The sequence below is a fragment of the Synechococcus sp. genome, from assembly GCF_982614295.1.
Genome location: NZ_CEXBMR010000015.1, coordinates 20609 through 34435 on the forward strand (window position 1 = coordinate 20609; position 13827 = coordinate 34435).

The 13827-nt window shown below is 45.6% G+C and carries 13 protein-coding genes; 5 read left to right on the forward strand and 8 right to left on the reverse strand.

The features are described from left to right. Positions 1–21: 21 nt before the first annotated feature. Together AC2JC8_RS04115 and AC2JC8_RS04120 are read left to right on the forward strand one after the other, a co-directional pair. The gene (locus AC2JC8_RS04115; RefSeq protein ID WP_484594248.1) at positions 22–1095 is read left to right on the forward strand and encodes an efflux RND transporter periplasmic adaptor subunit; all 1074 of its coding nucleotides are present in this window, start codon (positions 22–24) and stop codon (positions 1093–1095) included. Continuing rightward, a complete protein-coding gene (locus tag AC2JC8_RS04120; RefSeq protein ID WP_484594249.1) occupies positions 1092–4358 on the forward strand; it encodes an efflux RND transporter permease subunit in 3267 nt (1088 codons plus the stop codon). Before AC2JC8_RS04115 ends, AC2JC8_RS04120 begins: the two co-directional genes overlap by 4 nt. A 304-nt stretch (positions 4359–4662) precedes the next feature. Here AC2JC8_RS04120 and AC2JC8_RS04125 read toward each other — a convergent pair whose 3' ends face one another. Continuing rightward, positions 4663–6315, reverse strand: coding sequence for an alpha-D-glucose phosphate-specific phosphoglucomutase (locus AC2JC8_RS04125; protein ID WP_484400588.1), 1653 nt, complete (start codon positions 6313–6315; stop codon positions 4663–4665). A gap of 123 nt (positions 6316–6438) precedes the next feature. Between AC2JC8_RS04125 and AC2JC8_RS04130 the strand changes: the two genes are divergently transcribed. Continuing rightward, positions 6439–6744, forward strand: a complete 306-nt coding sequence (locus tag AC2JC8_RS04130) for a hypothetical protein (protein ID WP_484400590.1) — start codon at positions 6439–6441, stop codon at positions 6742–6744. On the opposite strand, the gene AC2JC8_RS04135 is transcribed toward AC2JC8_RS04130, so the two are convergent. The 7 genes from AC2JC8_RS04135 to sufR all read right to left on the reverse strand — a co-directional run bounded on the left by AC2JC8_RS04135 (position 6731) and on the right by sufR (position 12172). Then, the gene (locus tag AC2JC8_RS04135) at positions 6731–7147 is read right to left on the reverse strand and encodes a hypothetical protein (protein WP_484594250.1); all 417 of its coding nucleotides are present in this window, start codon (positions 7145–7147) and stop codon (positions 6731–6733) included. The two genes, AC2JC8_RS04130 and AC2JC8_RS04135, sit on opposite strands and share 14 nt — an antisense overlap. Next, on the reverse strand, positions 7144–8565 hold the full coding sequence (locus AC2JC8_RS04140) for a phospholipase D-like domain-containing protein (RefSeq protein ID WP_484400592.1): 1422 nt from the start codon (positions 8563–8565) through the stop codon (positions 7144–7146). The genes AC2JC8_RS04135 and AC2JC8_RS04140 overlap by 4 nt, the downstream gene beginning before the upstream one ends. A 69-nt stretch (positions 8566–8634) precedes the next feature. Next, entirely contained in the window at positions 8635–8817 is a 183-nt protein-coding gene (locus tag AC2JC8_RS04145) for a hypothetical protein (protein WP_255131305.1), read from the reverse strand. 3 nt (positions 8818–8820) lie between these two features. Continuing rightward, a complete protein-coding gene (locus AC2JC8_RS04150; protein ID WP_484594251.1) occupies positions 8821–9912 on the reverse strand; it encodes a DUF4912 domain-containing protein in 1092 nt (363 codons plus the stop codon). Positions 9913–10037: 125 nt separating this feature from the next. Beyond that, positions 10038–10796 carry a phycobilisome rod-core linker polypeptide gene (locus AC2JC8_RS04155; RefSeq protein WP_484400595.1) on the reverse strand — a complete coding sequence of 253 codons (759 nt, stop codon included), beginning with the start codon at positions 10794–10796 and terminating at the stop codon, positions 10038–10040. Positions 10797–10906: 110 nt separating this feature from the next. Next, a complete protein-coding gene (locus AC2JC8_RS04160) occupies positions 10907–11509 on the reverse strand; it encodes a phycobiliprotein lyase (RefSeq protein WP_484400596.1) in 603 nt (200 codons plus the stop codon). Positions 11510–11533: 24 nt separating this feature from the next. Further along, positions 11534–12172, reverse strand: a complete 639-nt coding sequence (gene sufR / locus AC2JC8_RS04165; RefSeq protein WP_484419995.1) for an iron-sulfur cluster biosynthesis transcriptional regulator SufR — start codon at positions 12170–12172, stop codon at positions 11534–11536. Between the two features lie 278 nt (positions 12173–12450). On the opposite strand from sufR, the gene AC2JC8_RS04170 reads away from it, so the two are divergent. Together AC2JC8_RS04170 and sufB are read left to right on the forward strand one after the other, a co-directional pair. Beyond that, positions 12451–12807 carry a ferredoxin-thioredoxin reductase catalytic domain-containing protein gene (locus AC2JC8_RS04170; protein WP_295458815.1) on the forward strand — a complete coding sequence of 119 codons (357 nt, stop codon included), beginning with the start codon at positions 12451–12453 and terminating at the stop codon, positions 12805–12807. A gap of 11 nt (positions 12808–12818) precedes the next feature. Further along, the coding region (gene sufB / locus AC2JC8_RS04175; RefSeq protein WP_484594252.1) for a Fe-S cluster assembly protein SufB at positions 12819–13827 on the forward strand (1009 nt) is incomplete at its 3' end.

The window sequence follows — 13827 nt, forward strand, 5'->3', positions numbered from 1 at the left end:
ATCCACTTCGCTATTCATTGCATGAGACTTGTAAATAGTTATTTGGGCCTAGCTCTTTTGATCGGAATGGTTGGCTGCGGAGTGCCAAAACCCGTTGCGCAGTCGGCGCCAAAATTTAAATTTCTATTTCCAGCTATCAGTATCTTTAATGATCAAGCAACCTACCAAAGCACATTGGAATCTATTAGCAATGTTCCTCTTGCTGCAGAGATAAGCGGCAGAATTGTTGCGATGCCAATGCTAGAAGGTCAAAGAGTTCAAAAGGGAACCCCACTTTTTACCCTTGATCAAATTCAGCAAAGGGCTGCAGTTGATTCTTCTCTGGCCGAAGCTAGAAAGGATTTGGTTAATGCAGAGCGTTATATCTTTTTAAATAACCAGGGAGCAGTATCTACTAAAGATCGCGATTACTATGTAACCGCCGCTATTCAAAGTGCCGATCAAGCAAGATCTGAGAAAGCCACTCTTGGCTATAAGAATGTTGTTTCTCCCATTGCTGGAATGGTTGGTAATATCAATCACAAGCTTGGTTCAGTTGTGAATGCTGGCGAGTCAATAGTAAATATTGTTGATAATAGCCGCCTATGGTTGAGGCTTGATATTCCAGGTGAGCTTACCTATCGATTGAAGCTAGGCATGCCTGTTCAACTGCAGATTCCAAATAATTCCAATTTAAAAGTTAATGGAGCTTTAACCTTTATCGCACCTGCATTGGATAAGCAGACCCAAACTCTTTTAGTAAAAGCTACATTTGATAACCCCAGTGGCCAGCTTCGAAATAATCAAAGAGTTAGCGCAAGGTTGTTATTTAGTTCTGTTGAAAGCCTATCTATTCCTGAAGCTTCCGTATTTCTTCAAGCAGGTCAAACATTTGTGTTTATAGCTGTTTCGCCTGAGCAAGCTAAGCGAATGCTAGGCCGGCCGTTAAGCAAGGAGGCGGTAGCTGGATCCTTGGTGGCTTTGCAAGTTCCAGTTGAACTTGGCACTCTAGAAAATGGTGTCTTTCCAGTAAAAAAAGGGCTAACTAAATCTGATCGCTTGGTATTAGGTAATCTCGCTCAAATAACTAGTGGCAATGTGGTGGCATCAAAATGAGCCTATCTGATACCTTTATTCGCCGCCCGGTTCTCAGCACAGTTTGCAGCATATTAATTTTGATAGCTGGCCTTATTTGCTTGCCGTTGTTGCCAATTGAAAATCTACCTAATATTGCACCGCCTACTATTCAAGTTACTGCTAATCTTCCCGGCGCCGATGCAACTACTGTTGAAAGTTCTGTTACTGGTCCCTTGGAGGAGCAGATTAATGGCGCTCCTGGTATGGACTATATTACTTCAAATAGCACAGGTGAAGGTGTTAGTCAGATAAATATTTATTTCAAGCCCGAAACAAATCCTGATATCGATCAAGTTAACGTATTGAACCGTGTTCAAACTGCTAGCGCTCAGTTGCCCGAGCAGGTAAATGCCCAAGGCATTACGGTTCAACAAACTGCAAGTAGTTATTTAATGACTTATAATCTAACTTCAACTGAGGGCCAATTTGATCGTAATTATTTAAATGGTCTCTATCAATTAAACCTGGCTTATCCCCTTGCTAGAGCAGAGGGAGTTGGACAGGTTAATGTTTTCGGAAGTAGTAATCCAGCTTACAGGCTGTGGGTTGATCCACTAAAACTAGCTCGCTTTAATCTCACGGTTTTAGATGTTACTAATGCATTAGAATCTCAAAATCAAATCGTTATTGGTGGTTTTATTGGTGGACCTCCTTCAACGGATTCCAACCGATCCACATTTCCTATCCTGGTTGAAGGCAATTTAAAAACCGTTGAAGATTTTGAAAATTTGATTCTGAGTACTGGTCCGAGCGGTTCGGATACAGCTAAGGGGCCAGATGGCAGCTTGATAAGGCTTCGTGATGTTGGTAGAGCTGAATACGCATTCCAAAATTTCTTTCAGTCTGCCGAAAATATTTTATCAGGTAATCCTTGCATTGGATTTGGTGTTATTCAGTTGCCGGGCACCAACGCAATAGCAACGGCTAAGGCTGTTAACCAAGTGCTAGCTGAGTTCAGTTCAACTTTACCTCCTGGTGTTGTATTGGAGAAGGTATTTGATCAAACCGATTTTATTAATGCATCTATATATGGCGCACTAGATGCTCTTCGTGATGCAATTGTATTAGTTCTTTTGATTATCTTTCTTTTCCTGCAAGACTGGAAAGCAACGCTGGTGCCAGCGTTGGCATTGCCAATTGCACTTTTAGGTGCTTTGGTTTTTGTAAAAGCGTTTGGTTTCTCAATTAATGAACTTACTCTTTTAGGCATTATTCTTGCCACAGGTTTGGTAGTTGATGATGCAATTGTTGTTGTAGAGGCGGTTTCAGCTAAAATAGAAGCTGGAGATAAGCCTTTTGCTGCAGCTTCTAATGCAATGAAGGAATTGACTGGAGCTATTATGGCCACAGCTTTAGTATTAATGGCTGTATTCGTTCCAGTTACCTTTTTCCCAGGCGCAACCGGTGTTATCTACCGCCAATTTGCCCTCACAATTGTGTTCGCAATTATTGTTAGTACCTTTAACGCAATAACAGGAAAACCGTTGCAATCGGCACTTTTATTGGGTGGTGGTAAAACGAATCCAAGCGGATGGCATTGGATTGTAATTGCAGGTTTGTTTGGGGCTGGTTATGGCTATCTATTTGGAGGTTGGATTTGGAGTTTCGGATTTGGTTCTTTTGGGGCAGTTGTTGGTGGGTTTCTCCAACCTATTTTCAAAACATTTAATCGCTTCTTTGAGGGTTTACAAAGGGGGTATAGCTCACTTCTCAGTAAGGCGATTCGTCTGCGTAAAGTATTAATTGCATTTTTGCTCAGCGGAATTGTCTTAACTGGGTTTGCTTTTGTTGCTATTCCCACAGGATTTGTCCCCACTGAGGATCAAGGTTATGGCTTAGGTATTATTCAGTTGCCGCCTCAGGCATCTATTGAGGCCACGATGGAAATAGCAGCTAGCGTAAGAAAAGTTGTTTCGAGTGAACCTGATGTTATCAGTGGTTTAGTTGTGGGTGGTGCTGGTTTTAATGGTGGTTCTTTTAACCAAGGCTTGTTCTTCTTTGGTTTGAAGCCAATCGAAGAGCGCACTAGTGCTGATCAATCAGCAGGGGCGATCATCCGCCGTATGAATAAGAAATTCCGTGAAATTCCTGGAGCACTTGTTTTAGCCCAACCCCCCGCGGCTGTTCCAGGATTTGGCGCTCAAGGTGGTGTTTCTTTTCAATTTAACGACTTAAGTAATGGTGGTTACTCTTTTACCGATCTTAGTAAATTATCTGGGCAACTTATTCGTCGTTCTTTAGCAACAGGCAATTATTTTAATCTTTATACCCAATTTATCAGTAATGCTCCGGCTTGGAGGTTGGAGCCCGATCGAGATCGTATGGCTTCAATGAACGTGGATTTCGGCTCTGCCATGCAGGTTTTGGGTGCTCTTAATGGTGGTGTGTTTGTTAATCAAACCTATGAAGATGGTCAATATCGACAGGTTTACGTGCAGGCGGAAGGAAGTAAACGTGCAGTTGTTCAGGATCTAAATAATCTTTATGTTCCCAATTCAGCTGGCGCACAGGTGCCGCTTAGTAACTTATTTAAGATTAAGCTCGATAGCTCTCCACCAATAATAAGCCATTACAATCTATATCGTTCTGTTCTTATTCAAGGAGTTGAGGCAATCGGCAAGAGTAGTGGCCAAGCTATAGATACATTATCCAACAATTTTAGGCAACTTAACTTTAGTAATATTGGTTCTGCTTGGTCTTCCTTAAGTAGATCAGAGATTGCGGCAGGTTCACTTGCAGCTCTTGTCTTTGCCCTTGGCATTGTTGTTGTATTTCTTGTTTTATCTGCTCAATATGGAAGTTATCTAGACCCACTTGTAATTTTAATAACCGTACCTTTGGCTATGTTGGGAGCATTAATATTTCTTGTAATGATGGGACAAGTAAATAACGTGTACGCGCAGGTTGGTTTGGTTACCTTGATCGGTTTAGCTGCAAAGAATGGCATCTTAATTGTTGATCTTGCTAACCAACGGATGCAATCTGGTTTGGATGCCATCGAGGCTGTTCAAGGGGCTGCTGAATCAAGACTAAGACCAATTTTAATGACAGCTTCCGCAGCTCTTTCAGGTTTCTTCCCCTTGGTAGTTGCTTCTGGTGCCGGCGCCTTGAGCCAGCGTTCCGTTGGTTCTGTGATCTTTGGGGGCTTATTGGTTGCAACCTTGATGAGTTTATTTGTCGTGCCTGCTTTTTATGTATTTATTAAAAATCTTGAATCCCGTTGGTTTTCTGCTGCAACATAATGCCTCTACCTCTTCCGCCTGGCTACAAGTTTCCGCAGCAATCAGAGATTGACAAACGCCGTGTTTTGTTGTCTTGTTTGATATTTACTTTTTTAGCGGCAGTTCTTTTTATTTTGTTTCAACGAGCAAACCGTGTGCCTGGTTCATTAGAAAAACCGATAGCAATTCATTCTTTTCTGCTTGTAGTTTTAGGTGCTGGAGCTTGCGGCTTTTGGGGTGAATCTATGCGCCAGCTCTCATTAATCGCAAGATCAAAGGATTCCATCAAATAACTTATTTTGTTTCATGAACAATTTAAGATCAGTTATGTAATTACTGTTGGTTTATCCATTCCGGTGCCAAGGCGTATTCCAGCCAGGCTATCGGCTGCATTAATCATTGCTCCGAGGGCAACTTGAGGATCTTCTTGTAAATTCCCAGCCTGGGAAACATAGCGCTCTACATAGAGTCGCAATGTTGCGCCCTGGGTGCCAGTGCCTGAAAGCCGCAAGATCACTCTGCTTCCATCTTCTATTAACAACCTCAATCCCTGCTGTTCAGTGAGTGATCCATCAACAGGATCTGTGTAACTAAAATCGTCGGCTAAGGCAATTTTGCTATTAGCAAATTGCTCGCCTTTAAGATTGGTTAGGCGGCTTTTTAGGTTGTTGTATAGGCTGTGGGCGCGATCGCTATCCACGCCCTCATAATCGTGGCGCGAATAGTAGTGACGGCCATAATGATTCCAATGCTCATTCATTATTTCTTTTACTGTGCACTTGCGCTTTGCTAATATTGTTAACCAGAATAATACCGCCCACAGCCCATCTTTTTCGCGGATGTGATTACTTCCAGTGCCAAAGCTTTCTTCTCCGCATATTGTTATTTCAGCTGAATCAAGTAAATTCCCAAAGAATTTCCAACCTGTTGGGGTTTCAAAGCATTTAATCCCTAGTTGTTTTGCCACCAGATCAACTGCTGCACTGGTTGGCATGGAGCGGGCGACTCCCGCTAATCCATTTGTATACCCTTTTGCTAAAGATGCATTGGCAGTTATTACTGCCAAACTATCACTTGGATTAACAAAACAACGCTGCCCGAGGATCATGTTGCGATCTCCATCACCATCGCAAGCTGCACCAAATCGATAGTTATCTCCCTCTAAAAGCAAGCTGGCCAGTTTATTAGCGTAGGTGAGATTTGGATCTGGATGTCCGCCGCCAAAATCTTCAAGTGGAATGCCATTACGCACAGATCCAGCGGGGGCACCCAGGCGCTGTTCAAGTAATTGCACCGCATAGGGGCCTGTAACTGCATGCATTGCATCAAATGCAAGCGGCCAATCTGATTTAAGTAGATCTCCTAGTAAATCAAAATCAAATAAATTCTCCATTAATTTAAGGTAGTCTGTAACTCCGTCTATAACTTCAATATCAAGTTTTTCGAATTTGTATACCCCAATTTTATCTAGTGTGATCTCTGGCAATCTTTTAAAGCTGTAGCTGTTTAAGGTTTTGCTGCATTCGAAAATTTCGTTGGTTAGCGATTCAGGCGCTGGCCCCCCATTGGCCCCATTTAGCTTTACCCCAAAATCCCCATCAGGTCCGCCGGGATTGTGGCTAGCACTCAGGATAATGCCGCCTATTGCTTTTTTTTCTCTTATTAAATGCGAAGCTGCTGGTGTGCTGAGAATTCCGTCTGTTGTGAGTATTAATTTGGCAAGGCCATGGCTGGCTGCTATTCCAGCGATCACCTGTATTGCTTGCCTGTTGCCATAACGTCCATCGCCCCCCACCACGAGGGTGCCCCCTTGAACCCCCGGCAGCACCTGCAGAATCGCTTCAATAAAGCTTTCGAGGTAGTGGGTTTGGCTGAAATGTTTTGTGCTTTTACGAAGGCCTGAGGTGCCCGGTTTTTGATCTTGAAATGGCTGGGTGAGCTGGATCCTTTGAATTGCGGGATTGGAGGATGTGGTCACCGTGGCTCATCAGCTCATTACAACCTAGAGCTAGGTGCTTTAAGGCTTGGCTATTGTGTAGGAAATAGTTGCGGTTTCAAAATGCTTCATAAAAGAAAGTTATAGCTTAAAGCTGCATTTGTTGTGTTCTCGTTACAGGCTTTATCGACCTTGTTGGTTCCTTTGCATGCAGATGCCGAGTTGGCTTATCCGCAGGCGATCCTGAAAGCTAAAGAGGCAGCAGATGCTGTACTGGGTCGCACTGGTACTGAAGGCTGTTTGCAAGACAAATTAATGAATGCGATGGTTGCACTTTCTTATAGTTGCGATGCGGCAGGTAAGAGAAATAATGTTTGTAATTTTGCAGACAATTTTATTATGGCTGGTGTGCCTCCTTTAGCTCAGATAGATGATGTATCTCAGCAGTTCCTTAAACTCAGCGCTTTTTAACCCCTGGGGGTAATTCGCTTGGGGATTCGGTTTTATTTGATTCTCTTTTAATGCAAAGAGCTAATAAATCCGTTGCTTTGTTTATTAGGAATTCTTTCCGATCAAAATCATTCGTGGCGGTCACTTTTGCTTTTGACGTTATTGCGAAAGCAGTATCTTTGCAAATTGCCGTTGCAAACGGACGATCCAATAATTTATCTGCCAATATTCTTGCCGCTAGGCAACCAGCTTCTTGGTTGCGTTGGGCGCATTCCACAACTGCGTCGAAGGTTGGTTTTAGATCTGTTTTGCTGAGGGGTGCCCGCTCCTCCTCTACTTGTTTTGATGTTTGACGCTGTTGAGCTGTTGAAGGAGTTGCGCTTAATCCAACCAGGGCTAATCCAATTAGCAGGAGCGATCTCATTTCGTTGGTTTGGAGTTTGTAATTGAACTAACTTTGCCACAGAAGCGGATGGAATTTTCTATTTTTCTCTCTAGTTTTGGCGAAACTCCAAGAATTGCTCCCCCCCAGAGCCGCTCCATTTCGCGAGTGAAATGTCTTGCTAATTGAGCTGAGTGCAGAATCACCAATGTTTCATCGTTGCTGTAAGCCGCGCTGGGACTCCAATTGAAGGAGCCGCTAATTACTGTTTTTTCATCAATAATTGCTACTTTATGATGAAGTTTATCTCCAGTGGCAAGCTTAGGGATACCAACAGCATTAGTTGGCTTCAGCCAGGGTTTATTGTTTAGCTCAGTTTTGCAGTTTTTTCCTGCTAAACTTATACCCATAATATCTAGTAATTCTGAATAGCTACGGCTGGCAAAACCGGGATCCACCAATGCGCGCAATTTAACTCCAGCTTTCACTCGCTCCTCTAAAATCTCGGTTAGTTCTTGTGCTGAAAATACAAATAGTGCAAGATCAATCTTTTGTTTTGCGCTTCCAAGTGTTTCCCGGATTAGATTTATTCCATTCTCTGGGCTATTGCGTTTGTGCGGTGCAAATAATACCTGCACCCTTGTATTTCCAACCATTGCTTCCTGAAGTGTTGCGGCCTTCTTGCTTCGGCCAAATTTATCGCTCCATAACTGTTCAAATTCTTTTTTAAATATTTGGGCAATTGTTGGATTATTTATGCGTATCAGATGGTTTGCATTGCCCCTTGTTTTTGGTGCTCCTGCATCTCCATGGATATCTGAATTACTAAAATTTGAAGATCCAAAAATCACCTGCTTTTGATCAATCACTATGAATTTATGATGCATAAGCCCACTTCCTTTGCTGCCATCAGCGGTGTCGTCTTTTATGGGCACGCTTGCAGTTTCTAGTAGTGCAATGGCATCGCCGTTATAGCGTTCGGATGCTGTGAGCAGGCCGTCATTGTTTGAATCCGCTAGAGCAGCGAGTTGCAGCAGTCTTTGCTGTTGATGGGGCGGCAGGCCGGCGGCATGTATTTTGCTCCATGCTTTGCGGTATTGATCTTCAACCACCACCTTCACCTTTACCCCCGCTTTGTGTTTTGCAGCAAGTGCAACTGCCACCCTAGGCAAGGATAATTCTTGCACCGCTAATAGAATTTCGTGCTCTGCTCCATTTATGCTTTCAATAATTAAGGCTTCAAGATTTTCTCCCGGGCGTTGTTTACCATTGATAGGGTTGCGATAATCCTTCGTGCTTAGCTGATTAAAACGAAGTTCTATATCTTTAGGCAGTGCTATTTGCTCAGTTTGATTTGGCTGATAGCTTGCTGTTGCACTGCAGCCAGTACACATTAAGCCAATAAAAATACTCTTTACTATTTTGCTGGTTCTTTTGCTACTTGTCTGAATAATGCTCAAAGCAGACATTGCCTCTAAGGACAGTGTTCCACGGTTTCGAATAATGTTGCTTTACTGAATTTTTATGAGTTAGCTGTGCTCTGGCATCTGCGCAAAACGCAGCATTAAAGCAAACCAAAGGCAAATGAGTAATAAAATTAAACCCACACCTGCTCCAATGCCAGCTTGTTTCATTACCAATGCAACGGCAATTGGCAGGCCGAGGGAACCGGCTACGGGCACCACCAACACTAGAAAGCGTTTTGCGCCCACTAACTAAAACCACTCAGACTTTGCTTGTTCTGGGGTATTGCTGTTGTCTTCAGGAGTGTTGCGTTCAAATTCAAGGGTGATGTTGCGGGTTTGCTCTCCATCTGCTGCTACAGCTTTAATTGGATAAAACTGTTGTCCATCGCGGAATGGTACTTGCACTTTAAAGGTGCCATCTGCAGATAAGGGCACTATTTCATCACCAATTGAAAGTGTGGCCGCTGGGTCTGTAGCTCCATAAACAATCAACTCAGCATCTGCTACGAGCCAAAAAGAGCGTTGTCTTGGTGCTACTCCGCCAATGCCACTTTCATTTCTGCCACTGGCCCAGCGGCCAATGCCGGAATCGTTCAAGCCATGGTTTGAAGCGTTGCCGCCTTCTATTTCATGGAAGCCTTCTGAGCCCCTGCCAAGGCGGCGCCAGCGTACGGTTGCATTCTGGTACAGGCGTTCGTGCAGGCTGCTGTCGCCAGACTCCGCTGGTGCAGGCAGGGTTGTTGGGGCAGCATCCAGGGAAAAGGGTACGAATTGATCAAGGATTTGTTCGCTTGGATGTAAGGCTGGCACCCTGGCAACAGCGGAAAAAGCTAATGAAAACCAGCCTCCATCGGTTTTGCGGTATCCCAGTTCAACGCGGTAATCGCGATCGCTGAGCGGTACAGGTAGATACCACTCGGTTGCGTTGCTATCTACAACCACCTCTTGAAGGGTGTGGGGGTGGCTGGCACCAGTTTGTAGGCCTGTTACGTCTGAAACTCGCAAACATAGTTGGCGTGCCCCAGCGGCAGTGGCGGCGTTACGGCTTTCGCCAGAGATATCCCAAAACACATAAGCCCACTGTGGATCTCTTGGTAGAAACACCACTCTTGTTTCAGCTAGTGGTAGAGGAGTATCGCCAAAGCTTGTTTCCATCTCAGCCAATGAAATAGCTGTTTCAAGGCGGGTGCGTCCAGTGCTGAATTCCTGCTGTTGGCTAATGGCATCGAGCAGCTCCTCCTTGGTTTTACGGCTGTATAAACCAACACCTAAATCACCAGCAACCCTTCTCAATTGGCGCAATGTGAGACGGGCCAATGACGAAAAGGTTTGGTTTCCCACGATTTAAAGGATTGCTTTGGGATCACTTTGGCTTTAGTTACCGAAATCCACAACCGGATAGAGGGCCCGGGTCAGCAATTGCTGATTCTTAAATTATGGATAAAGGCCCTTAACCTTTGCCCTCACTAGCGGCCGATGCTGCGGTAGGGCACTTTGGCCAGGAAGTTCTCTGAGATCTCACCAGCAGCAGCAGATGTGCGTAGAGCTGGCAAGGAGCGTACCCATGGCATGTAGTCCTCTGGGTAACCGCCGCGCTTTTGACGCGCCCTGGCAGGTAAAGCGCGGGCTTTGCCGGTGTAAACGACCTGAGGAAAGCCAAAGATCTTGCGGTAGTAAGCGTCGTAGCGCGGGCTTGTGATGTTGAAAGGAGTCTCACCCAGATCACGGGAGCCCACAACGCGGTTGCGTTGATATGGCACCGTATCGAATCCAAAAGCATTCAGGTATTCATCACTGTTGATGAGGTCGTCAACCATGCCCACTACGCCTCGGGTCATGATCACTGCGGCCCAGGCGATTTCTTCGCTCTTACCGTGGGTGGTTCGGCCTAGCAACTTTTCCACAAGGTGGCGAACTACTTTGTAATTGCTATTCAGGTTGTAGAAGCTGCGGTTAAACGTGTCGGAAAGGCAAAGGGAGCGAACAAAGTCGCGAACAGTGATTTGGCCATTGCGCAGCTGGCTTTCAAGGAAACGATCGCGATCCACCTTGAAGGCATGAAAAAAGATTTGGCGATAGGCGGCTTCGATAACGAAGCCCAGCTCCTGAAGGCCCAGGGTTCTATCAAGGGCTACGGCCTTGGGATCCTCATCTGATCCAACCCGAAATGGCTCAACTCGGGCATTTTTTGTGGTGGGCGCGTAAGACAGAAGGGGCAAGGCCACGCGTGATCAACATCTATTAAAGAGATCGTATAAGTACTCCAGTCTTTAGAAGCTTTAGTGCAGCCCTGCACTCACAGACCGTAACTTTAGGAATTGTGCTGTTGGCTCCCCTACCAACCCAGAATCGAAGTGGGCATCTCAATGTTTGCTATGGATTTAGGAGTTACAGCAGCGCTGTCAAGCCTGGTTTCCATGCATAAAGACGCTGTATTCGATAAGCCCTCCACAGTGCTGCTGCGCAAGCGGATGTTGGGTCCTACAAACCAAAATCTTTCAACGCTGTTCATTGTTTCGTAACTGGTGGTGAGCCAAAGGCTGCCGCTTTCATCCAAGCGGAAGTGCCCAGCCACCGGCGCTGTTTCGGCATAACCCCGATCCCTCAGCAGCAAGCCCTGTTTGCCCTCCAGGTCTTGTGGGATTAAGGCAAACATGCTCTCCCCTTCATGTTCTTCGCCATGTTTATCCCATGCCATCGAGCCACCCCAGCGCACATGGCAGCCGCCAACCACGTGGTTTGGTTCTTGGCCGTGCAGGGTGGCCATCGCTGCCAAACGGCAATCATCGAGCTCAAGCATCGAAACCTCAATCAATGAGCCACCAGCTTCCGCACGGCGATGCAGCAGGTGATGGCTGGTGCGTTGAGAGCGCCAACTCCCCGCGCTTAATTGAAAAAAGCCAAGGGCATTGCTGATCGTTGCGGTGTTTTGTTCCATAAAAAAGTTGGATTTAAAATTGATTTATCGAAGCGGTTCAAGCCGAAAACCACAGGCATGGCCGCCCTCCAGCTTCCAGTGCACCCTTTCAACGGCGCAATCTTGAAAAGTGTGGCGCATCAGTTGCAATTCCTGGTCGCAGATCACCGGAAAAGCCTCAGCCACTCTTAAAACGGAACAGTGATATTCCTGCAACATCCAACTCCTGCCGCCGGGCTCAGCTTCGCAATCAGCCACATAACCCTCCTTGCGCCTTAGCTCCACTAACTTCTCAAGCCTGTGCCCTAGGGCCCCAGAACCGATCAAAAGGCGATAGCTATTGGCTTGCCGCTCTGCCTGGCTGTAAAGCAGGGCTTGCACCTCGTTGGAACTGAGGCTTTGGCTTAGCGATTGCAATAAGCCAAGGGCAAAATGCTCGCTGCCATCAGGGAAATGCCCCCTTCCTGCGCTAGTTAAACGCCAGCGATTACGCGGCCGCCCCCTACCAAGGGTTTGGGGGCTTGCTTCCACAAAACCCTTTTCCTCGAGGCTGCGTAGGTGGCGACGCATCACTTGCACTGATATCCCTAATTGCGCCGCCAATTCAGCAGCACTGCACTCCCCCTGGCGTAACAGCAAGGTAAGTGCTGCCTCGTGTGTAGAAGCTGGAGAGCTAACGATCATTTCTCCAACCGGTCATTAATCCCCAGCCTGCCATCAAGCCACGGCAATTGTGGAATCTAAATAAACATCTTTCACCCTTTGGATCAAATCAACACTTTCTGCTCTTTGCAATACCTGAGATCAACGATCGGAGCAAGCAAAGCTGAGGAGCAACAGCTCTGCTTCGCTTGGGGCAAGGGCAGCAATTAGTTAAGAAAAAGGTCGCAGCAGGTCATACCCTTGCTTTACTCTGGCTTTAGGAAACCAGGGTGTTTCGTAAATTCACCACCAGTAGCTCCATGGCTCACGACACCAACACTCCAGCTGTTTCAGAGAGTCTCGAGGTGATCCGGCGTTTTGCCGAAACCTATGCTCAGCGCACCGGTACTTATTTTTGTAGCGACCTTGGCGTAACTGCGGTAGTACTTGAGGGGTTGGCCCGCCATAAAGATGATTTGGGTGGCGCTTTATGTCCCTGCCGTCACTACGAAGACAAGCAGGCGGAAGTGGAGCAGGCCTTCTGGAATTGCCCTTGCGTGCCAATGCGCGAGCGCAAGGAATGTCACTGCATGCTTTTTCTCACTGAAGACAATCCATTTAGGGGTGAAGCTCAAACCATCACAATCCAAGAAATTCAAGCCCACACCGATAGTTAAATAGTTTCTCGATGACTCCTTCCTCCTCCACTTCAACTCCGCCAACTCAGGTGGGATCAGATCTTAGTGTTTTAGTTTCTCAGCCTTATCGATATGGTTTTGTTACAGATATCGAAACTGAGAAAATCGCCAAAGGTTTAGATGAAGATGTGGTGAGGTTGATATCGGCAAAGAAACAGGAACCTGAATTTTTATTAAATTTTCGCTTAAAGGCTTTTCGTACTTGGCAACGCATGAAAGAGCCTGATTGGGCAGCTATTGGATATCCTAAAATTGATTATCAAAATATTATTTACTATGCCGCCCCAAAGCAGCAGCAAAAAAAGGCGAGCCTCGATGAAGTAGATCCTAAATTATTAGAAACCTTTGAGAAACTTGGTATCCCCTTAAGCGAACAAAAGCGTCTTAGCAATGTAGCCGTTGATGCGGTATTTGACAGTGTTTCGATTGCTACAACCTACAAAAAAAAATTAGCTGAGGACGGCGTAATTTTTTGCTCGTTTACTGAGGCTGTTGAAGAGAATCCAGAGCTTATTGAACGTTATCTCGGTTCTGTTGTTCCAATCGGTGATAACTATTTTGCTGCTCTGAATTCTGCGGTGTTCAGTGATGGTTCTTTTGTGTACATCCCAAAAGGGGTTGCATGCCCTATGGATCTCTCCACCTATTTTCGAATTAATAGTGGTGATACAGGCCAGTTTGAGCGCACCTTAATTGTTGCTGAAGAGGCCGCCTCTGTCAGTTATCTTGAGGGTTGCACAGCTCCAATGTTTGATACTAATCAACTGCATGCTGCGGTGGTTGAATTAGTTGCTAAAACCGATGCTTCTATAAAATATTCAACTGTTCAGAATTGGTATGCAGGCGATGAAACCGGTAAGGGTGGCATCTACAACTTTGTTACCAAACGCGGAATTTGTGAAGGTGCCCGAAGCCATATAAGTTGGACTCAAGTGGAAACAGGTTCTGCAATAACTTGGAAATATCCAAGTTGCGTATTAGCTGGTGACGACTCAGTTG